Genomic DNA, 20878 nt, shown 5'->3' on the forward strand with positions numbered 1-20878 from the left:
CGCATCACGCCTTCAGCAGCGCGGCGGTGGCGATGGCCGCGATGCCTTCGCGCCGCCCGGTGAAGCCCAGCCGTTCCGAGGTCGTGGCCTTGACGCTGATGCGGGCGGGGTCGATGCCCATGATCTGGGCCAGGCGGGCCTGCATGGCGGCGGCGTGGGGGCCGATCTTCGGCGCCTCGCAGATCAGGGTGACGTCGGCGTTGCCGAAGGTGAACCCCCGCTCGCGGGCCAGATCGGCCGCGTGGCGCAGGAAGATCGCGCTGTCCGCGCCTTTCCATAGTGGATCGCTGGGCGGGAAGTGACGGCCGATGTCGCCTTCGGCAAGCGCGCCATAGATCGCGTCGGTCAGGGCGTGCATCCCCACATCGGCGTCGGAATGGCCGACCAGCCCGGCCTCGTGCGCGATCTGCACGCCGCAGAGCCAGACATGGTCGCCCGGCCCGAAGGCGTGCACGTCGTAGCCGTTGCCAAGGCGAATATCCATCGCGGTCCCCAGAATGCGTTCGGCCCGCACGAAATCGGCGGGGAAGGTGATCTTCAGATTGTCCTCGGACCCCGGCGTGATCGCAACGGGGATCCCGGCCTTGAGGGCCAGTTCCACATCGTCGGCGGCGTTGTCGGGGTGGAGGCGGTGCGCCTTGGATATTTGGTCCAAGGCAAAGCCCTGCGGCGTTTGCGCACGAAACAAGCCGTCGCGGGGGGCGGTGGCGGTGACGGTGTTGTCCGCCCCGCGCCACAAGGCATCGGTGACAGGCAGCGCCGGGGCGGCGGCAGGCGCGCCCGCTTGCAGCGCGTCGATCACGCCCTGGATCACCGCGTCGCTGACCAGGGGCCGCGCGCCATCGTGGATCAGGACATGGGTCGCCTGCCCTTCCAGCGCCTCAAGCCCCGCCATGACGCTGGCGGCGCGCGTGTCGCCGCCGGTCACGATGGTCACGCCGCCCGCGAAATGGCGCAGCGCGCGGGCCATGTCGTCGGGATGGACCACCAGCACCACGCGGTCGAAGCCCGCGAAGGCCTCCAGCGACCGGGCCAGCACGCTGCGGCCGCCCAGGTCGCGCCATTGCTTCGGCTCGCCCCCCGCGCGGGTGCCGCGACCGGCGGCGGTGACGATGGCGGCATAGCCCGAGGGCGCCCTGACCGTCATGCGTGATCCGGCATGTCGCCCCGGATCGCCTTGGCAAAGGCGGTGCGGTAAAGCTGCGACAGTTCGGCCAGATCGCCCGCGTCATCGCCCATCTGCACGGCCAAGCCGCCGAAGACGCCCACCTGAGCGGCAGGCACGCCAGCAGCATCAGCGGCCTTCAGCAGGGCGTCGGCCCCTCCCGCCGTGCAGGCGACCAGATAGCGGGCCTGGTCCTCTCCAAACAGTTGGGCGATGTCGCCGCTGTCCAGGCGGACGCCGATGCCCGCCGCCTCGGCCATCTCGAAGGCGGCCAGCGCCAGGCCGCCGTCGGACAGGTCGGTCGCGGATTTCACCAGGGCGCGGTTGGCGCGCAGGAACTCGCCATGCCTGCGTTCGGCGGCGAGGTCCACATGCGGCGCGTCGCCTTCCTCGATCCCGAAGGCCTCGGCGGCGAGCGCCGACTGGCCCAGGTGGCCGCGCGTTTCCCCGATGACGACGGCCACGTCGCCATCCTCCGGCAGGCCCGCGATCAGGTTCGACAGGTCGTCGATCAGGCCCACGCCGCCGATGGTGGGGGTGGGCAGGATGCCCTTGCCGTCGGTCTCGTTGTAAAGCGAAACGTTCCCGGACACGATCGGGAAATCCAGCGCCGCGCAGGCCTCGCCGATCCCTCTGATGGCGCCGACGAACTGGCCCATGATCTCGGGCTTCTCGGGGTTGCCGAAGTTCAGGTTGTCGGTGGTGGCCAGGGGCAGCGCGCCCACGGCGGAGAGGTTGCGGTAAGCCTCGGCCACGGCCTGCTTGCCGCCTTCGAAGGGGTTCGCCTTGACATAGCGGGGCGTCACGTCGCTGGTAAAGGCAAGCGCCTTGTTGGTGCCGTGGACGCGGACCACGCCTGCCCCCATGCCCGGACGGCGGATCGTGTCGGCGCCGACCTGGGTGTCATACTGCTCCCACACCCAGCCCTTGTGGGCATAGGAGGGTGAGCCGATCAGCGCCCGCAGCGCCTGGATCGGCGTGATCGCGGGCAGGTCGGGCATGGCCCCGGCAGCAGGCGTTTCCACCCAGGGACGGTCGTATTCCGGGGCGCTGGAGGACAGCTTTGACAGCGGCAGGTCGGCCTTGACCTCGTTGCCGTGGATGATCAGGAAGCGGTCCTCGGCAATCGTCTCGCCCACGATGGCGAAGTCCAGATCCCACTTCTCGAAGATGGCGCGGGCTTCGGCCTCCTTCTCGGGCTTGAGGACCATCAGCATCCGCTCCTGGGATTCCGACAGCATCATCTCATAGGCCGTCATGGCGGTTTCGCGCTGCGGCACGGCGTCAAGGATCAGCTTGATGCCAAGCCCGCCCTTGTCGCCCATCTCGACGGCGGAACAGGTCAGGCCAGCGGCCCCCATGTCCTGAATGGAAATGACGCTGTCGGTCTGCATCAACTCAAGACAGGCTTCCAGCAGGCATTTCTCGGTGAAGGGATCGCCCACCTGCACCGTGGGGCGCTTTTCCTCGATGGTGTCGTCGAACTCGGCGCTGGCCATGGTCGCGCCGCCCACGCCGTCGCGGCCGGTCTTGGCGCCCAGATAGACCACCGGCATCCCCACACCGGATGCCGCCGAATAGAAGATGCGATCCGCATCGGCCAGGCCCGCCGCGAAGGCGTTGACCAGGCAGTTGCCGTCATAGCTGCGGTGAAAGCGGACCTCTCCGCCCACGTTCGGGACGCCGAAGGCGTTGCCATAGGCGCCGATGCCCTCGACCACGCCCTTGACCAGATGCGCGGTCTTGGGATGCTCGGGCCGCCCGAAGGACAGCGCGTCCATGGCGGCAATGGGACGCGCGCCCATGGTGAAGACATCCCGCAGGATGCCGCCCACGCCGGTCGCGGCGCCCTGGTGCGGCTCGATATAGCTTGGGTGGTTGTGGCTCTCCATCTTGAAGACCACGGCCTGCCCGTCGCCGATGTCCACCACGCCCGCGTTCTCGCCCGGGCCGCAGATCACCTGCGGGCCGGTCGTCGGCAGCGTGCGCAGCCATTTCTTCGAGGACTTGTAGGAACAATGCTCGTTCCACATGGCGCTGAAGATGCCAAGTTCGGTGAAGGTGGGTTCGCGCCCGATGATGTCCAGGATACGGTCGTATTCGTCGGGCTTCAGCCCGTGCGCGGCGATCAGGTCGGGGGTGATCGTCGGTTCCTGCATCGTGGTGCCTTCCTGCCGGGGTGGATCAGGGCGCCTTTTATGGCCAGACGACGCGCATGGAAAGGGCCGCCCGCAACCCGCAAAAAGCCGCGGCCAAAAAAAAGAGCCGGGCACGAGGCCCGGCCTAAGTCCAACAGGGAGGTAGAAGGTGATGAGCGATTAAGCCAACCATCGCCTTCGACGCTTGATTTATGAGCAGGTTATTAACGATTCAAGACCAATGAACCTGACCAGACGGCATAGCGGCCATGCAGTTGCGGAATGGCTACACGCGAAAGTTGCAGAATTGCGCCAGCTTCTGCGACTTTAGTCGTTGCCCATCGCCTCTGACAGCAAGGCTTCGCTTTGGCGGCGGCGGAACGCCTGGATTTCCTCCAGCACGAAATCGCGGAAAACGGCAACCCGGCGGGTTTGGCGCAATTCCTCGGGATAGGCCAGGAAGACCGGCACCTCGCCGGATTCGATGTTGGGCAGGACGCGGATCAGACGCGCATGGTCGGCGGTCAGGTAATCGGGCAGCACGCCGATGCCCAGGTTTGCCAGCACGGCCTGCAGGACGCCGAAATAGTTGTTCACCGTCAGCGTGGACCCGATGTTTTGAGCCATGATTTCCTGCACCAGTCGCGCGCCCGCCGCCACCTGGGGCTGGTCGGGCCGCTGGCAGATCAGGCGATAAGGGGACAGATCGGCCATGGTTTCGGGCACGCCGGCCTTGTCCAGGTATTCCTGCGTCGCATAAAGCCGCATCCGCACGGACAGCAGGCGGCGCCGGATCAGGTCGGACTGGCTGGGTTCCTTCATGCGGATCGCCACGTCGGCTTCGCGCATGGGCAGGTCCAGCACCCGTTCCTCGAGCATGAGGTCGATCTTGAGGTCGGGATACTTGTCGTAAAGCTTGACCAGCTTGGGGGCCAGCCACAGCGTGCCGAAGCCCACGGTAGCCGTCACCTTCAACTCGCCGAAGACATGCTCCTCGCTGTCGCGGATCCGGGCCGATGCGGTGTCCAGCTTGCGCGCCATCGAGGATGTCGCCTCGAACAGCAGTTCCCCTTGTTCGGTCAGAATCAGCCCCCGTGCATGGCGGTGGAACAGGGTTGTCCCAAGTGATTCTTCCAAGGCACGAATCTGCCGGCTGACCGCCGATTGCGACAGGTGCAGCGTATCGCCGGCATGGGTCAGGCTGCCGGCATCGGCAACGGCGTGGAATATTCTAAGCTTGTCCCAGTCCATGCTGTTACAATCCTGCCGCAACTGCCATGCAATTTTTGCAGACCTAACGTGAATGCAGCTTTCCGGCAAGCGAAAGCCGCACACGCAGTTTTTCCTTCGTCGGTCAGCAAAGCTGACCTATAATACCCCTCAAGGCGGAGGAGACCACAGAATGAGCAAGCAGGAATTTTCGCTAGCCGACCGGTTCGACCTGACCAAGCCGCAGGTGCTGCTGAACGGCACGCAGGCCTTGGTGCGGCTGATGCTGATGCAGGCGGCGCGCGACAAGGCAGCGGGGCTGAACACGGCGGGGTTCGTGACAGGTTATCGCGGATCGCCGCTGGGGGGCGTCGATCTGGCGATGATGCGCGAAGGCAAGCGGCTGGGGGAACAGAACATCCTGTTCCAGCCCGGCCTGAACGAGGATCTGGCCGCCACCGCCATCTGGGGCAGCCAGCAAGCGGAACTGCGCGGCGAGGGCAAATACGACGGCGTCTTTGCGTTGTGGTATGGCAAGGGACCGGGCGTGGACCGTTCGGGCGACGTGATGCGGCACGCCAACATGGCGGGCACGTCCCCGCATGGCGGCGTGGTGATGGCCATGGGCGACGACCACACCGGCGAAAGCAGTTCCGTGCTGCACCAGTCCGACTGGGCGATGATCGACCGCTATATCCCGGTGCTGTCGCCTGCAGGCGTGCAGGAGATTCTGGATTACGGGCTGTATGCCTTCGCCTTGTCGCGCTTCGCGGGGGTCTGGACCGGCCTCAAGACCATGAAGGACACGGTCGAGGCGACCTCGGTCGTCAATGGCGATCCGTTCCGGCTGTCCTTCGTCACGCCCGACTTCACCATGCCCGAGGGCGGGCTGAACATCCGCCTGCACGACACGCCCGTCGCCTCGGAAGCGCGGATGATCGACTACAAGCGTTGGGCGGCCGAGGCGTTCAGCCGCGCCAACAAGATCGACCACAAGGTCTGGGGCAAGCCCGGCGCCAAGATCGGCTTTGTCGCGGCGGGCAAGAACTGGCTGGATCTGGTGCACGCGCTGTCGCTTCTGGGCATCGACGAATCCGAGGCCGAGCGGCTGGGCCTGTCCACCTACAAGGTCGGGCAGACCTGGCCCCTGGACATGAAGTCCTTCCAGGAATGGTCCGAGAACCTCGAACTGATCGTCTGCGTCGAGGAAAAGCGCAAGCTGATCGAGGTGCAGCTGAAGGAGGCGATCTTCGACAACCGGCACGGCCGCCGCGTCCACGGCTGGAAGCACGACCGCACCGGGGCCGAACTGTTCCCGACCCGCTATGCGCTGGACCCCGTGATGATCGCCCAGAAGATCGGCGAAATCCTGATCGAGGAAGGTCGGGGCACCGACCACATCAAGGCCGGGCTGACCCGCCTGTCCGAAGTGCGCCGCGCCGACAACGCGCCGGAAATCGCCACGCGGACCCCGTGGTTCTGCTCGGGCTGCCCGCACAACACCTCGACCAAACTGCCCCAGGGCAGCCGCGCCTACGCGGGCATCGGCTGTCACTACATGGTGCAGTGGATGGACCGCGAAACCACCGGCTTCACCCATATGGGCGGCGAGGGCGTGAACTGGGTGGGCGAGGCGCCGTTCTCGAACCGCAAGCACGTCTTCCAGAACCTGGGCGACGGCACCTACAACCACTCGGGGTCGCTGGCGATCCGCGCGGCCATCGCGGCGGGCACGACCATCACCTACAAGATCCTGTTCAACGACGCGGTCGCCATGACCGGCGGGCAGCCCAACGAAGGCGACCTGAGCGCCCATCAGATCGCCGAGGAACTGGTCGCCATGGGCGTCAAGCCCCTGGTCGTCGTCTATGATGAAAAGGAACAGATCGACCGCAAGCAGTTCCCCGCCGGGCTGCGCTTCGAGGAACGGTCGGAACTGATGGCCGTCCAGCGCGAACTGGCCGAGACGGCTGGCGTCAGCGCGATCCTTTATATCCAGACCTGCGCGGCCGAAAAACGCCGTCGCCGCAAGAAGGGCCAGTTCCCCGACCCCGACCGCCGCGTCTGGATCAACCCCGAGGTCTGCGAGGGCTGCGGCGATTGCGGCGTGCAGTCGAACTGCGTATCCATCGTGCCGCTGGACACCGAACTGGGCCGCAAGCGCCAGATCGACCAGTCGTCGTGCAACAAGGATTTCTCCTGCCTCAAGGGCTTCTGCCCCAGCTTCGTCACCGTGGAAGGCGGCAAGCTAAGAAAGCCCAAGGCTGAATCCTTCGACATCCCCGACCTGCCCTCCCCCGCCCTGCCCGCGATCAACGGCACCCACAATGTCGTCATCACCGGCGTCGGCGGTACCGGCGTCGTGACCATCGGCGCGGTGCTGGCCCAGGCTGCCCATATCGACGGCAAGGGCGCCGGCATGATGGAGATGGCGGGCCTGGCCCAGAAGGGCGGCGCGGTCCATATCCACCTGCGCCTGGCCAACCGCCCCGAAGACATCAGCGCCATCCGCGTCGCCGTGGGCGAGGCCGACTGCATCATCGGCGGCGATCTGGTCGTCACCGCAGGCGCCAAGACCATCGGGCTGATGACCACCGGCCGCACCGGCGCGGTTGTCAATGACCACGAGATCGTCACCGGCGATTTTACCCGCCTGCGCGACTTCCGCGTGCCCTCGGACCAGTTGAAGGTTTCGCTTCAGGCGCGGCTGCGCGATGGGGTGGCCTTCTTCGATGCCAACGACCTGGCGCTTCGGATGCTGGGCGATTCGATCTATTCCAACATGCTGGTGCTGGGCGCGGCCTGGCAGCAGGGGCTGATCCCCCTGACACTGGACGCGATCATGCAGGCGATCGAGTTGAACGGCGCCAAGGTCGCGGAAAACCAGCGCGCCTTCCAGATCGGCCGCTGGGCCATGGCCTTCCCCGACCAGACCCGCAGGCCTGCCGAGGTGACGCAGCTTCCCCCCGACCCCATCGCCTATCGCGAGGCGCGGCTGGTCGGATACCAGGGGCAGCGGCTGGCAAAACGCTTTCGCAAGCTGGTCGATGCGGCCCCTGCCCCCCTGCGCGAAAGCGTCGCGCGCGGGTATTACAAGCTTCTCGCCTACAAGGACGAATACGAGGTCGCGCGCCTGCACCTGACCACCGCCGAACAGATCGCGCAGCAATGGGACGGGGACAGGAAGCTGACCCTGCACCTTGCCCCGCCGATCCTGGGCGGCAAGAACGCCGAGGGCCGCCCGAAGAAACGCGAATACGGCGAATGGATGCTGCGCAGCTTCAAGGTGCTGGCGCGCCTGAAATTCCTGCGCGGCACGCCTTTCGATCCCTTCGGCTATGCCGCCGAACGCCGCCGGGAACGCGCGGCCATTCGCGAATACGAGGCGGACATGCGCGAGGTGCTGGCAAAGGTGACGGACGCCACCATGCCCATCGCCATCGAACTGGCCGAACTGCCCTTGACCGTGCGCGGCTTCGGCCCCGTGAAGGAAAAGGCCGAGCAGGCTGCGGCCCTGCGCCGGACGGAACTGCTGGCGCAGTTCCGCAGCGGGCAGGCGCCCCTGCAGCAGGCGGCCGAATGACCACCTTTCGGTGACCACCTGATCTAAGTCATTTCCAAGGCCCGCGATGCGTCCTAAAAGGCGCATCGCGGCGGACAAGGATGACATCATGGCAGTAGGCGTTTTCGATTCGGGTCTTGGCGGGCTGACGGTCCATCAGGCCATCGCCGCGCGTCTTCCCGACCTGCCGCTGGTCTATCTGGGCGACAACAAGCACACCCCCTATGGCGTCCGCGATGCCGAGGATATCTTCAACCTGACCTGCGCGGGCGTCGAACGGCTGTGGCAGGAAGGCTGCGACCTGGTGATCCTGGCCTGCAACACCGCAAGCGCCGCCGCGCTGAAGCGGATGCAGGAAACCTGGCTGCCCGCCGACAAGCGCGTCCTGGGGGTCTTCGTCCCCATGATCGAGGCACTGACCGAACGCCGCTGGGGCGACAATTCGCCGCCCCGCGAGGTCGCGGTCAAGCATGTTGCCCTGTTCGCCACCCCCGCCACGGTGGCCAGCCGCGCCTTTCAGCGGGAACTGGCCTTCCGCGCCGTGGGCGTCGATGTCGAGGCGCAACCCTGCGGCGGCGTGGTCGATGCTATTGAAATGGGCGACGAAATCCTGGCCGAGGCGCTTGTGGCATCCCATGTCGAGGCGCTGCTGCGCCGGATGCCCCACCCCGAGGCCGCCGTCCTGGGATGCACCCATTATCCGCTGGTGGAAGCGGCATTCCAGAAGGCGCTTGGCCCGAATGTCAAGGTTTTCAGCCAGGCAGGACTGGTGGCGGAAAGCCTGGCTGACTATTTGCAGCGCAGGCCCGAATTCCTGGGATCGGGCACGGAATCGAAGAACCTGACGACGGGGGATCCGGTGCGGGTGTCCAGCAAGGCCACCCAGTTCCTGCGCCGCCCCATCCGGTTCGAGGCAGCATGAGGTTGACGCCATGGCTGGCATGAAATCCCTGAAGAAACGCCGCCGCATCCAGGTGATCGTCGCGGCCGCCGTGGCATTGCTGATCGCGGCGGGGCTGATCGGCTACGGCTTTCGCGACGGCATCAACCTCTACCGCTCGCCCACCCAGGTCGCCGAGGCCGCGCCCGAACCCGACGAATATTTCCAGTTGGGCGGGCTGGTAAAGGACGGGTCGATCGTCAACCGCGACGGGGTCCAGTTCGACTTTGTCATCACCGACGGCGCGGCGGAGATCCCCGTCAGCTATGTCGGCCGCGACCCGCGCCCAGACCTGTTCACCGAGGGCCAAGGCACCATCGCCAAGGGCTATTACCGCGACGGCCGGTTCGAAGCCCGCGACCTGCTTGCCAAGCATGACGAAACCTACATGCCGCGCGAGGTCATGGATACGCTGAAGGAAACCGGAGTGTATCAGGATCCGAACAGCTAGCCTGCCTGTCCGCCGTCCAGAATTCCGGCGATATCGTCAAAGACCGCCTGCCATTCCGCATCCTCAAGCGGCATGAAGCGCAGGAAATGCAGCAGGAACGCCCCCTCGCAGGCCAGGAAGGCCAGCCTGGCGCGGCGGCCCTGGGGCGTCGAGAGGTCCAGCCCCGCCAGGCGGTCGCGATACCACCTTTCTGTCGAAGCCAGATGTTCCGGGGTCTGCATCAACCCGGCCATCAGGCTGGCGGCCTTGGACATCGACAGCTCGTCCGCCTGCCGGGTGGCGGCAAGATGGGCGCGCAGCCGCTGCACCGGACCCGCATCGGGACCGGCGATGGCCGCGAAGGTCGTGTCATAGTGTTGGTTCCACCGCGCGAACAGGGCGTCGATGATGTCGTCCTTGCTGCCGATGGCGTATTGCACGCCGCCCTTGGTGATCCCGCAGGCCCGTGCCAGCGCGTCGATGGTCAGCGCGCCGGCGCCCTGGCTGCGCATGATCTCCTCGGCCGCGTCCAGCAGCTTGTCCCGGTCGATGCTGCGCGGTCTTGCCATGACTTCTCCGTTTCCATACGATCGTATTTAAACCATGATCCGGCGAATCGCCAGCAAGCTGCGTTTCATATTCAGGTGAACCATGACCGCCCGTTCCCCCTGGCTCGTGCTGGCCGTCGTTTCAAGTGCGCTGTTCCTGATCGTCATCGACATGACGGTCCTTTATACCGCGCTGCCGACGCTGACACGCGATCTGGATGCCTCGGCCACGGAAAAACTGTGGATTGTCAATGCCTATTCGCTGGTCGTGGCCGGGCTGCTGCCCGGCGCGGGCGCGCTTGGCGACCGCTATGGCCACCGGCGGATGTTCATGATCGGGCTGGTCATCTTCGGGCTGGCCTCGCTGGCGGCGGGGTTCGCGCCCTCCCCGGTCATGCTGATCGCGGCACGGGCGGGTCTTGCCATCGGCGCGGCGGCGATGATGCCTGCCACGCTGTCGATCATCCGCCAGACCTTCGAGGATCCCGACGACCGCGCCCTGGCCATCGGCATCTGGGCCGCCGTCGCATCGGGCGGGGCGGCGCTGGGTCCGGTGATCGGCGGGGCGCTGCTTCAGCATTTCCACTGGGGTGCCGTGTTCCTGATCAACCTGCCGGTGGTGCTGGCGGCACTGGTCCTGACAATGGCTTTCGTGCCCGAAGGCAAGGGCCACGGGCATCATCCCTTCGATCCCGCGGGATCGCTGCTGATCCTGGTGGGCCTGATCGGCATCACGCTGGCCATCAAGGAAATCGCCAAGCCCGCGCCGTCCATGGCGGTGCTGGTCCTGTCCACCCTGGTGGGCCTTGCCGCCCTGGCACTGTTCGTCCGCCGCCTGCGCCGCAGCGCCAGTCCAATGATCGACCTGACGCTGTTCCGCGACCCCCGTTTCGCGGGCGGGGTCATTGGCGCCGTCGTTTCTGCCGCCGCGTTGCTGGGGGTTCAGCTTGCCATTACCCAGCGCCTGCAACTGGTCCAGGGCCTGTCGCCGTTGCAAGCCGGGCTGTTCAGCCTGCCCATCCCGCTGGCGGCCTTCGTGGCCGGGCCGGTCGCGGGCCTGATGATGGCCCGCGTGGACGCGGGACGCCTGCTGGCCTGGTCCCTGGCGGCCAGCGGGGCGGGCATCCTGGCCTATGGCGCGGGCTTCGGCCATTCGGCCCTGGAACTTGGCAGCTTCGCAATCATGGGCGCGGGCATCGGGGCCGCGATGACCGCCGCATCCTCGGCCATCATGCTGAACGCGCCCGCCGACCGCGCGGGCATGGCAGCCTCGGTCGAGGAGGTGTCCTATGAACTGGGCGGCGCGCTTGGGATCGCGATCCTGGGAAGCCTGCTTGCGGGCATCTACAGCGCCAGCTTCGCGGCCGCCGGGGGATCGGGACGCGACGCCACGGATTCGCTGGACGGTGCCCTTGCCCTGGCGGCGACCCTGCCCGCGCCGCAGGCGGACCGCCTGTTGGCCATCGCCAACGCGGCCTTCGATCAGGCCACGGGAATGGTCGCGCTGGCGGCGGGGCTGGTGCTGCTGGCGGCGGCCTGGTGGATCGGCCGGATCAACCGCGCCGGGCACGGGGTGCAGCAGGGCGCTTGACGGCCTGACGGGCACGAGGCAAGCAGTCGCCATGATCGACCTTCGCCCCGTGGCCCATCCGATCGGCAAGATCATCGTGACCCTGGGGGTCTCGATGCTGGCGCCCATGCTGGTGGACTGGTGGCACGGCGATCCGCACTGGGTCGTCTTTCTGCAATGCGCGGCGCTGACGGTCGTGGCGGGAACCTTGGTGTCCGTCGCGACCTGGGGCGATTACCGCAGCCTGTCGATCCAGCAGGCCTTTCTGCTGACCTCGGGCCTTTGGGCCGTGCTGCCGGTCTTCGGCGCCCTGCCCTTCATGCTGGGCCAGCCGGACGCCAGCCTGGCCGATGCCTATTTCGAGGCGATGTCGGGCGTCACCACCACCGGCACCACCGCCTTTCCCGAACTGGACAGCCTGCCGCGCGGCACGCATCTGTGGCGCGCCATCCTGCACTGGATCGGAGGCCTGGGAATCGTCGTCGTGGCCATGGTCTTCCTGCCGATCATGAAGGTTGGCGGGATGCAGTTCTTCCGGTCCGAGGGCTTCGACACCCTGGGCAAGATCATGCCCCGCGCCGGCGAGATCGCGGCCGAGATGACGCGCATCTACATCATGCTGACGGGCTTTTGCACCGTCACCTATCTGCTGCTGGGCATGAACGGGTTCGATGCGATCGTGCAGGCCTTCGGCACGGTGTCCACCGGCGGGTTTTCCAACTATGACGCCAGCTTCGGGGCCTTTCTGGGACCGCTGGAATGGGCGGCGTCGGTCTTCATGATCCTGGCCTCGATCCCGTTCATCCGCATGGTGCAGGCACTGCACGGGCAGTTCACGCCGATCTGGCAGGACACGCAGATCCGCGCCTATCTGCGCTGGATCAGCTATGCCTGCGGGATCATCATCGCCTATCGCGTGATCTTCCTGCAACATCAGGGCAATATCTTCGACATCACGCGGGAAACCGTTTTCAACACCGTGTCCACCTTTTCGGGCACCGGGTTCTTTTCCACCGACGTGATGACCTGGGGCCACCTGCCGCTGGCGATCCTGATCATCTGCGGGCTGATCGGCGGCTGCACCGGATCGACCGCCTGCTCGGTCAAGGTGTTCCGTTACCTGGTGTTGTTCCAGGCAGTGCGCGCGCAGCTGCGCAGGATGCATTCGCCGCACCGCGTCTATGCCCTGCGCTATGAAGGCCGCCCGCTGGACCAGGACGTGATCGATTCCGTCATGGCCTTCTTCACGCTGTTCATGCTGACCTTCGGGCTGCTGATCGTGGGCCTGTCGCTGACCGGCCTGCACCCCCGCACGGCCCTGACCGGCGCCTGGACCGCCATCGCCAATATCGGCCCCGTCTGGGGACCCGAGATCACCGCCAATGGGTCCATCGCCGAATTCCCCGAAGCCGCCAAATGGCTGATGAGCCTCGGCATGTATCTGGGCCGGCTGGAACTGGTGTCGGTGCTGGTGCTGCTGCTGCCGCGGTTCTGGCGGGGTTAGAGGTCTGCCATGTGGAGTCCATTGCTGCCGGTCGCCCATACAGGGAAAACCTAAGACCTGCCGGTGTCACTCGGCTTGATCATTCCGGCCAAAATGAAGGCAGTTCAAATGTTCTTGCATAAACCGACTCTTTCTATCAGTTACTATCCATTGTCTTGCATGGAGCCCTGATATGCCTCGCGCCTTCTTTGTTGCTGCTCTCGCTCTTTCCACCGGTTTTGCGGCGTTGGCCTCGGTGCCCGGCGAATATGACACCGGAACCGAAACTGCCGGTGTCGCTGCACCGATCAACCTGACCCAGCCGCGCGAAACACCGGCTGGCGCAATGACCTATGAGATTTTCGAGGCCACCGTCGAGCATGGCGATCTGCCGGAATGCCCGGCGGCTTTGGCGGCCGAAGGTCGGTTCTGCCGGGTGGTGCTGCAGAACGACATGCTGCATGTCTTTGCCTTTTCCGAAGATGGCGACCAGCCGATGCTGGCCGTGTTGGAGTACCCGCTGGATGCCGTTGCCTTTCCCAAATAAGGCCAGGGAAAGACCCTAAAAGTCGCCTTGAGAAAGGCGAACTGCGTCCAGCAGAAAGGCCGACCGCAGTGGATATCTCCCTTTGAACGGCCGCTTCGTCCCGCAAAGCGGACCCCAGCAAACCCAGGCTGTCGCCGGTCCGCTCTCATTCCACCGGCAAGGCCGCTTCGCCTGTCGCCGCATCATTCGCCGCAGGTCCCTTCCTCGCAAAGCTGTCCGACATCTCGGCCGCGATCCGCGCCTGCCCTTCTGCATCCGCCGCGGGCCAGATCAGCACGAAGCCCTCGGCCCGGCCGTCACGGACCCAGCCTTCGGCGCGGCCTATATGGGCTTCGTTCGCGCCTTCCAGCAGGACATGGCCGGGCTTGATCGTGCGGGTGGGCTGCGGCACCCAGCCAAGCGCCGTCACAAGGCCAGAGAGATCCAGCAACTCCTGCTGCCCGCCCGGCTGGCTGAACAGGATCAGCGCCGCCCCCGACCCGTCCCTGGGGCCATAGATCGACAGCGCCCGTTCCGTCCGGTCGAAGGCCAGCCGGTCCATGGGCGCCATGACCGACAGTCCGGTGGCGTGGTCGTCCAGCATGGTCAGCCCGACCTCGGCCCGCCAGGCGTCGCGGCGGGCGATCAGTTCGCGCATCGCCGTGCCCGGATCGGTGGACAGGCGGCTGGCCAGGATCTCGGTTTCGATGGCGTCGCGGGTGCGGGGGCCGGTCTTGCCGTCGATCTCTCCGTCATAGACGCCCGCCCAACGCAGCGCGCGCTGCACCTGGTCCAGGGGCGGCATCTCGGCAGGCGTCGCGGGCGGCGCAGGCAGGTCGGGGGCCTCCCCCGCCTCGATCACCGCGCCCAGTTCGGAGGCGTCCGACACGAAGGCGTCGTCCGGCACCACGTCGCCATCCTCGAAGACGTCCAGCCAGGCATCCGCCGTCGCCCGACCCACCGGACCCAGCACAACCCCGAACCAGCCGTTGGGCAATTCCGTCAGCCCGGCCTCGGGGAAGGTCTTGCGCCATTCGGCAAGGGCGGCATCGGCGTCGGCACGTGCCTGCACCGATTGCAGTCGGATATAGGCGCCGGGCGCAGGCAGGTTCGGCGGCGGCGCGGCAGGTTCCGCAGTCGCAGCTTCCGAAACCGTAGGCGCCGCACCTACGGGGGTCAGCACCACATCATCGCCGGGCACGGTCACGAAACTGTCCTGCGGGATCTGCCGCGCGTCCTTCAGCGCCTCGATCCGCTCGGCCGCCTCCTCGGGTGTCAGGGGACCGATGGCGATGGCGGTCCAGCCGCGCGGCAGGGGAAAGGTCACCACGTCGCCCAGCTGGCTGGCCCAGCGGGCGGCGGCCTCGGCCACGTCGTCGCCGCGCTTGGCCTCGACGCGGATCACGGCATCCTGCGCGAAAGCCATCACCGGCAGCCCTGCCGCCAATACCACCCATGCCAAGCGCCGCATTCCCGTTTCCCTTCGCTGGCCGTTCTTGCGGCCTTTATTGACCCTGTTCCCTGCCCCGCCTAGAAGGCGCGCAAGCATGTGCTGATCTATGCAAAGGACGGCCCCGATGACCAGCCCCAACCGACCCCGCAGCTTCCAGGAAATCATCCTGCGGTTGCAGAACTACTGGGCCGCCCAAGGCTGCGCCGTCCTGCAACCCTATGACATGGAGGTCGGCGCGGGCACCTTCCACCCGGCGACCACGCTGCGCGCCCTGGGGGGCCGGTCCTGGGCCGCGGCCTATGTCCAGCCTTCGCGCCGCCCGACGGATGGGCGCTATGGCGAGAACCCGAACCGCCTCCAGCACTATTACCAGTACCAGGTCATCATCAAGCCGTCGCCCGCGAACCTGCAGGACCTGTACTTGGGCAGCCTGCGCGCCATCGGCCTGGATCCGATGGTCCACGATGTCCGCTTTGTCGAGGACGACTGGGAATCCCCCACCCTGGGCGCATGGGGCCTCGGCTGGGAGGTCTGGTGCGACGGGATGGAGGTCAGCCAGTTCACCTATTTCCAGCAGGTCGGCGGCCACGACTGCCGCCCCGTCTCGGGCGAGCTGACCTACGGGCTGGAGCGCCTGGCCATGTATGTCCTGGGGGTCGAGCATGTCATGGACATGCCCTTCAACGACCCCGATGCGCCGATCCCGCTGACCTATGGCGACATCTTCCGCCAGACCGAGCGCGAATATTCCCGCTGGAACTTCGATCAGGCCGACACCGACACCCTGTTCCAGCACTTCAAGGATGCCGAGGCCGAATGCGCCCGCATCCTTTCCGCCGATCCGGTGGACGGCGCTGGCCGCACGATCCCCATGGCGCACCCGGCCTATGACCAGGCGATCAAGGCCAGCCACATCTTCAACCTGCTGGACGCGCGCGGCGTGATCTCGGTCACGGAACGGCAGGCCTATATCGGCCGGGTCCGGGCGCTTGCAAAGGCCTGCGCCGACCTGTTCGTCACGACCGAGGCCGCACAGGCATGAACGGCAAGATCGTCGGCATCGGCCTGCTGGCGGTCGCGGCGATCGCGGGGGGGGGCATGTGGTATCTGCAGGAATACCATTTCTACGACCGCCTTCCCCCTGCCGACACGATGATCGTGCAGACCGCCGCCGGTCCCGCCACGCTGCCCGTCACCGACTTCCAGGGCATCGACGCCGACAGTTCCCCCCTGCGCTGGCGGGCCTGCGCGGTCCTGGCCCAGCAGCCTGCCGACCCCGTGCTCTTCAACGGCGCGACGCCGCTGGGCGCCCCCGGCTGGTTCGACTGCTTCGACCACGGCCAGCTGACCGACGACCTCGCCTCGGGCGCCGCCCAAGCCGTGCTGTCCCAGGCCGAGATCCGCCCCGACGTGGACCGCGTGCTGGCGATCTATCCCGACGGCCGCGTCTATGGCTGGCACCAATACAACGACAAGACCCCGGAACGCGGAGTGATGGACTGATGCCCGACCTGTTGATCGAACTCTTCTCCGAGGAAATCCCCGCCCGGATGCAGGCCCGCGCCCGCGAGGATCTGAAGAAGCTTGTCACCGACGGCCTGGTCAACGCCGGGCTGACCTATGCCTCCGCCGGTGCCTTCTCCACGCCCCGCCGCCTGACGCTTGCGGTCGAGGGCCTGACCGCGAACAGCCCCACCACGCGCGAGGAACGCAAGGGCCCCCGCACCGACGCGCCCGAGGCCGCGCTGGAAGGCTTCCTGCGCTCCACCGGCCTGACCCGCGACCAGTTGGAAGCGCGCGACGACAAGAAGGGCCAGGTCTGGTTCGCGGTGATCGAACGCCCCGGCCGCCCCGCCGCCGAGATCGTGGCCGAGGTCCTGGACAGCAGCATTCGCACCTTTCCCTGGCCCAAGTCGATGCGGTGGGGCGCGGGCTCGCTCCGCTGGGTCCGCCCGCTGCATTCGATCATCTGCCTGCTGTCCGACGAAGCCGGCGCCACCGTGGTCCCCCTGACGGTCGAGGGCATCACTGCCGGCAACACCACCCGCGGCCACCGCTTCCTGTCGCCCGACGCCTTCACCGTCACGGGCTTCGACGACTATGCCGCCAAGCTGCGCCGCGCCCATGTCATCCTGGACAGCGCCGAGCGCGAGGCCGCCATCCGCCAGGGCGCCGAAAACCTCGCCTTCGCGCGCGGGTGGGAGATCGTGCCCGACGACGCGTTGCTGTCCGAGGTCGCGGGCCTTGTCGAATGGCCCGTCCCCCTGATGGGCGTGATCGAGGACCGCTTCCTGGACCTGCCGCCCGAGGTCCTGCAAACCTCGATGAAGGAACACCAGAAGTTCTTCTCGGCCCGCAACCAAAAGACCGGCCGGATCGAGGGCTTCGTCACCGTCGCCAATATCGAGACCCCCGACGACGGCGCGACGATCCTGGCCGGCAACCAGCGGGTGCTGGCGGCGCGGCTGTCGGACGCAGCGTTCTTCTGGCAGAACGACCTGCGTGAGGCGAAGGCCGGGATGGGTGCCTGGGCCGAGGGCCTGAAGTCCGTCACCTTCCACAACAAGCTGGGCTCGCAGGCTGACCGGATCAAACGCATCGCGGCACTTGCCCGCGAATTGGCCCCCTTGGTCGGTGCCGACGCGGACCAGGCTGAAAAGGCCGCGCGTCTGGCCAAACTCGACCTGCGCAGCGCCATGGTCGGCGAGTTCCCCGAGTTGCAAGGCACGATGGGCCGTTATTACTCGCTTGCGGCAGGCCAGCCCGAAAATGTGGCCGATGCTGCTCGCGACCACTATTCGCCACTCGGCCCATCAGACGCTGTGCCTACCGCGCGGGTGTCAGTAGCGGTGGCACTTGCCGACAAGATCGATACATTAGCTGGCTTCTGGGCAATCCATGAAAAGCCCACAGGCTCAAAAGACCCATTTGCTTTAAGACGTGCTGCCCTCGGCGTAATTCGACTTAGGCCGAACTTTCCAGTTAGCGTTATCCTGGAGAAGCAGGTTGAGCGCGGTCTTCTGGCGGCAGCTAATCAGCATGCAGTAGGTTTCAGAGCCACCATAAGAATCAATACGCCTGACGCTAAAGTCTTAGAAGAAGCTGTTGATGTCATAAGGACTTTCCCGCTGACCGAAAAAGGGGAGGTCTGGACTAAAGAAGCGCACGAACAGTTTCTAGAAGTTCGCGAGGCTGGAGAATTGTATTATTTATCCAGCGCCCCTGAGGATCATTTTGAAAGATTCAATGGGCAGGCAAAGGCAGGTCGCCCTGAGAACATTGCCGCCGACCTCCTCTCCTTCCTCCACGACCGCCTCAAGGTCTATCTGCGCGACCAAGGCATCCGCCACGACATCATCGATGCCGTTCTGGCGCAGCCCGGCAACGACGACCTCGTGCTGGTGGTGAACCGCGCAACGGCGCTGAACGCCATGCTGCAAACGGAAGATGGCCGGAACCTGACCCAGGGCCTCAAGCGCGCGGGCAATATCCTGGCCCAGGCCGAGGAAAAGGACGGCGTCGAATACAGCTTCGGCGCAGACGTGAAGTTCGCCGAAACCGACGAGGAACGCACCCTGTTCGCTGCCCTCGACACCGCCGAACCGGCGATCAAGGCAGCCATTGCGGCGGAGGACTTCCCCGCCGCCATGACGGCCATCGCGCATCTGCGCGCGCCCATCGACGCCTTCTTCGAGGCCGTTCAGGTTAACACCGACAACCAGATCGTGCGCCGCAACCGCCTGAACCTGCTGCACCGCATCCGCGCCGCAGGCCAGCAGATCGCGGATTTCACCAAGATTGAGGGATAAGGAAAGGGCCGGAGGCAAAAACCTCCGGCCTTTTCACTTTGGTCCAAATATCCCGGGGGTCCGGGGGCTGGCCCCCGGCCATCGCGGGACGCAAATCACACCATCCGGTCAACCATCATGTGCTTGATCGACGCAATCGCCTTGGCCGGGTTCAGCCCCTTCGGACAGGTGTTGGTGCAGTTCATGATCGTGTGGCAGCGATAAAGCTTGAAGGGATCTTCCAGCTCGTCCAGCCGCTCGCCCGTCGCCTCATCACGCGAGTCGATGATCCAGCGATAGGCGTTCAGCAGCGCGGCCGGGCCAAGATAGCGGTCGCCGTTCCACCAGTAGCTGGGGCAAGAGGTCGAACAAGACGCGCAGAGGATGCATTCATACAGCCCGTCCAGCTTCTTGCGATCCTCAATCGACTGCTTCCATTCCTTGCCGGGCGTGGGCGACTTGGTGATCAGGTAGGGGTTCACGCTGGCGTGCTGGGCATAAAAATGCGTCAGGTCCGGCACCAGGTCCTTGACCACCGGCATGTGCGGCAGCGGATAGATGGACACGTCGCCCTTCACCTCGTCGATGCCATAGATGCAGGCCAGGTGATTGCCGCCGTCGATGTTCATCGCGCAGGACCCGCAGATCCCCTCGCGGCAGGACCGGCGGAAGGACAGGGTCGGATCGATCTCGTTCTTGATCTTGATCAGCGCGTCCAGGATCATCGGCCCGCACTTGTCGGTATCGACGAAATAGGTGTCCAGCCGTGGATTTTCCCCGGTATCGGGATCCCAGCGATAGATGCGGAACTTGCGGACATTGGTCGCGCCCTGGGGCGCAGGCCAGGTCTTGCCGACCCGGATCTGGCTGTTCTTGGGCAGGGTGAACTGGACCATTGGGTGCTCCTCTCAGGAAGTGCCTTGCGACGGCACGTCCGCCGCGAAAAGATGTTCTGCGTGCGCGACCAGATCGACGATCCGGCCATGCGCGTGCGGGTTCAGCGCCAGACTGTTCAGGCGGCGCAGGAATTCGGTGGCGCCGCCGTTCAGGCGACCGTTCGCCGGGCCGTCCAGCGGAGACAGCCTGTCGATCAGCGCGTCTTCCAATCCGGCATGGCGCAGAAGCTGGCGCCCGGGGCGCAGGAAATCGTCCTCATCCTCCAGCCGGAAGCGGGTCACGCCGACTTGGGCCGACAGGCGGCGGATCAGGTCGCCCCAACCGGGAAGATCGGCAGTCTCGGCCTCGAATTCAACCAGGCTGCGGGTATAACCGTCGGTCCGGACCGCCTGCGCCCAGACGGAGGGACGCCACGTCTTATGCTTGCGGGTATAGATCACGAAGTCCGTCGTGAAATCATGCGCTTCGGACGCCAGCAGGGCCGCAATCTGCGGCAACGCCGGATAAAGCCGCACTTCGCCCCCGTTGCCGGGCATGGCGCCCGCCAGGTTTTCGTGGCTGATCAGCACCGGCACGTCATCGTCCGGCAAGGTGTCCAGCACCTCGCGAAAGGCAAGCTTCAGGGTTCGCGCCGCGTCGCCCGACGGCGCCAGGCTGTATCCGACCGCCGCCCGGCCCAGGGGGCGCATGGCCGATCCTTCCTCGGGCGTGCGGACCACCAGATGCCCAGCCAGGGCATCGGCGTTGCGGCGCAGATGCCGTTGGATCGAGGTGCTGCCGGTCTTCTGGACACCCAGATGAACGATCAGGCGACGCGCCCCCTGCCCTTTTCGTCCCGCACCTGCCATGGGTCAGCCCGTCCAGCCCGGCTGTTCGACCAGTGGCCGCCGGGGCGGCTGGCCCGACCGGCGCTGCACGCAGCGGTCATAAACCTGCGAGGGGTCGCGCCCCATCAGGTAGTCGCCCGACAGATCCACCGACACGCTGCCAAAGCCACGCGTGCCGGACGATCCGGTGCCGATGCCTACCGCCACATTGGTCTGCGGGCGCACGGCCAGTTCGGCGTCGCGCAGGCAGGTCACTTCGGCCTGCTCGACCGGAACCGGGCCGCAGGCGGCAAGCATTCCGATCAGGGCCAAGGCCATATGTCCCGCCCGCGCGCGCATCAT

Annotated in this window: 17 protein-coding genes; 9 read left to right on the forward strand and 8 right to left on the reverse strand. The window is 66.1% G+C overall.

Features of this window, described 5'->3' with window-relative positions; translation table 11 throughout:
* Positions 1-4: 4 nt before the first annotated feature.
* The 3 genes from RAH32_RS05995 to RAH32_RS06005 form a co-directional block, all read right to left on the reverse strand.
* Positions 5-1147, reverse strand: a complete 1143-nt coding sequence (locus tag RAH32_RS05995) for a bifunctional 2-C-methyl-D-erythritol 4-phosphate cytidylyltransferase/2-C-methyl-D-erythritol 2,4-cyclodiphosphate synthase (protein WP_306606076.1) — start codon at positions 1145-1147, stop codon at positions 5-7.
* The gene (purL, locus tag RAH32_RS06000; protein ID WP_306606078.1) at positions 1144-3324 is read right to left on the reverse strand and encodes a phosphoribosylformylglycinamidine synthase subunit PurL; all 2181 of its coding nucleotides are present in this window, start codon (positions 3322-3324) and stop codon (positions 1144-1146) included. The genes RAH32_RS05995 and purL overlap by 4 nt, the downstream gene beginning before the upstream one ends.
* Before the next feature lie 306 nt (positions 3325-3630).
* Positions 3631-4554: a LysR family transcriptional regulator gene (locus RAH32_RS06005; protein ID WP_306606079.1), complete on the reverse strand. Its 924-nt coding sequence runs from the start codon at positions 4552-4554 to the stop codon at positions 3631-3633.
* A gap of 151 nt (positions 4555-4705) precedes the next feature.
* Between RAH32_RS06005 and RAH32_RS06010 the strand changes: the two genes are divergently transcribed.
* The 3 genes from RAH32_RS06010 (at position 4706) to ccmE (ending at position 9465) form a co-directional block, all read left to right on the forward strand.
* A complete protein-coding gene (locus tag RAH32_RS06010) occupies positions 4706-8095 on the forward strand; it encodes an indolepyruvate ferredoxin oxidoreductase family protein (RefSeq protein WP_306606081.1) in 3390 nt (1129 codons plus the stop codon).
* An 88-nt stretch (positions 8096-8183) separates the two neighbouring features.
* Positions 8184-8996: a glutamate racemase gene (locus RAH32_RS06015; protein WP_306606084.1), complete on the forward strand. Its 813-nt coding sequence runs from the start codon at positions 8184-8186 to the stop codon at positions 8994-8996.
* Between the two features lie 19 nt (positions 8997-9015).
* On the forward strand, positions 9016-9465 hold the full coding sequence (gene ccmE / locus RAH32_RS06020) for a cytochrome c maturation protein CcmE (RefSeq protein WP_306606565.1): 450 nt from the start codon (positions 9016-9018) through the stop codon (positions 9463-9465).
* On the opposite strand, the gene RAH32_RS06025 is transcribed toward ccmE, so the two are convergent.
* The gene (locus RAH32_RS06025) at positions 9462-10013 is read right to left on the reverse strand and encodes a TetR/AcrR family transcriptional regulator (protein WP_306606086.1); all 552 of its coding nucleotides are present in this window, start codon (positions 10011-10013) and stop codon (positions 9462-9464) included. The genes ccmE and RAH32_RS06025 overlap by 4 nt on opposite strands.
* An 82-nt stretch (positions 10014-10095) precedes the next feature.
* On the opposite strand from RAH32_RS06025, the gene RAH32_RS06030 reads away from it, so the two are divergent.
* The 3 genes from RAH32_RS06030 (at position 10096) to RAH32_RS06040 (ending at position 13592) form a co-directional block, all read left to right on the forward strand.
* Positions 10096-11583 (forward strand): MFS transporter, encoded by a 1488-nt coding sequence (locus tag RAH32_RS06030; protein WP_306606088.1) that lies wholly within the window; start codon positions 10096-10098, stop codon positions 11581-11583.
* A 31-nt stretch (positions 11584-11614) separates the two neighbouring features.
* Positions 11615-13066: a TrkH family potassium uptake protein gene (locus tag RAH32_RS06035; RefSeq protein WP_306606090.1), complete on the forward strand. Its 1452-nt coding sequence runs from the start codon at positions 11615-11617 to the stop codon at positions 13064-13066.
* A gap of 172 nt (positions 13067-13238) precedes the next feature.
* Positions 13239-13592 (forward strand): hypothetical protein, encoded by a 354-nt coding sequence (locus RAH32_RS06040; RefSeq protein ID WP_306606092.1) that lies wholly within the window; start codon positions 13239-13241, stop codon positions 13590-13592.
* A 145-nt stretch (positions 13593-13737) separates the two neighbouring features.
* Here the strand turns inward: RAH32_RS06040 and RAH32_RS06045 are convergent, their stop codons facing one another.
* Positions 13738-15042: a peptidoglycan-binding domain-containing protein gene (locus RAH32_RS06045; protein WP_306606094.1), complete on the reverse strand. Its 1305-nt coding sequence runs from the start codon at positions 15040-15042 to the stop codon at positions 13738-13740.
* 106 nt (positions 15043-15148) lie between these two features.
* Between RAH32_RS06045 and RAH32_RS06050 the strand changes: the two genes are divergently transcribed.
* Genes RAH32_RS06050 through glyS form a run of 3 tightly spaced genes read left to right on the forward strand, consistent with a single transcriptional unit; the run spans position 15149 to position 18833 of the window.
* Positions 15149-16066, forward strand: coding sequence for a glycine--tRNA ligase subunit alpha (locus RAH32_RS06050; protein WP_306606096.1), 918 nt, complete (start codon positions 15149-15151; stop codon positions 16064-16066).
* Positions 16063-16527: a DUF6446 family protein gene (locus tag RAH32_RS06055; protein WP_306606098.1), complete on the forward strand. Its 465-nt coding sequence runs from the start codon at positions 16063-16065 to the stop codon at positions 16525-16527. The genes RAH32_RS06050 and RAH32_RS06055 overlap by 4 nt, the downstream gene beginning before the upstream one ends.
* A complete protein-coding gene (gene glyS / locus RAH32_RS06060) occupies positions 16527-18833 on the forward strand; it encodes a glycine--tRNA ligase subunit beta (RefSeq protein ID WP_306606100.1) in 2307 nt (768 codons plus the stop codon). Before RAH32_RS06055 ends, glyS begins: the two co-directional genes overlap by 1 nt.
* Positions 18834-18928: 95 nt before the next feature.
* Here the strand turns inward: glyS and RAH32_RS06065 are convergent, their stop codons facing one another.
* From RAH32_RS06065 to RAH32_RS06075, 3 genes are read right to left on the reverse strand one after another with little or no spacing between them, the layout of a single operon-like run.
* On the reverse strand, positions 18929-19708 hold the full coding sequence (locus RAH32_RS06065) for a succinate dehydrogenase iron-sulfur subunit (protein WP_306606102.1): 780 nt from the start codon (positions 19706-19708) through the stop codon (positions 18929-18931).
* A gap of 12 nt (positions 19709-19720) precedes the next feature.
* Entirely contained in the window at positions 19721-20557 is an 837-nt protein-coding gene (locus RAH32_RS06070) for a hypothetical protein (protein ID WP_306606104.1), read from the reverse strand.
* Positions 20558-20560: 3 nt separating this feature from the next.
* Positions 20561-20878, reverse strand: coding sequence for a hypothetical protein (locus tag RAH32_RS06075; protein WP_306606105.1), 318 nt, complete (start codon positions 20876-20878; stop codon positions 20561-20563).

Origin of the sequence: Paracoccus yibinensis, assembly GCF_030846195.1 — a bacterium.
In the GTDB taxonomy this organism is placed as follows: Bacteria; Pseudomonadota; Alphaproteobacteria; order Rhodobacterales; family Rhodobacteraceae; genus Paracoccus; species Paracoccus yibinensis.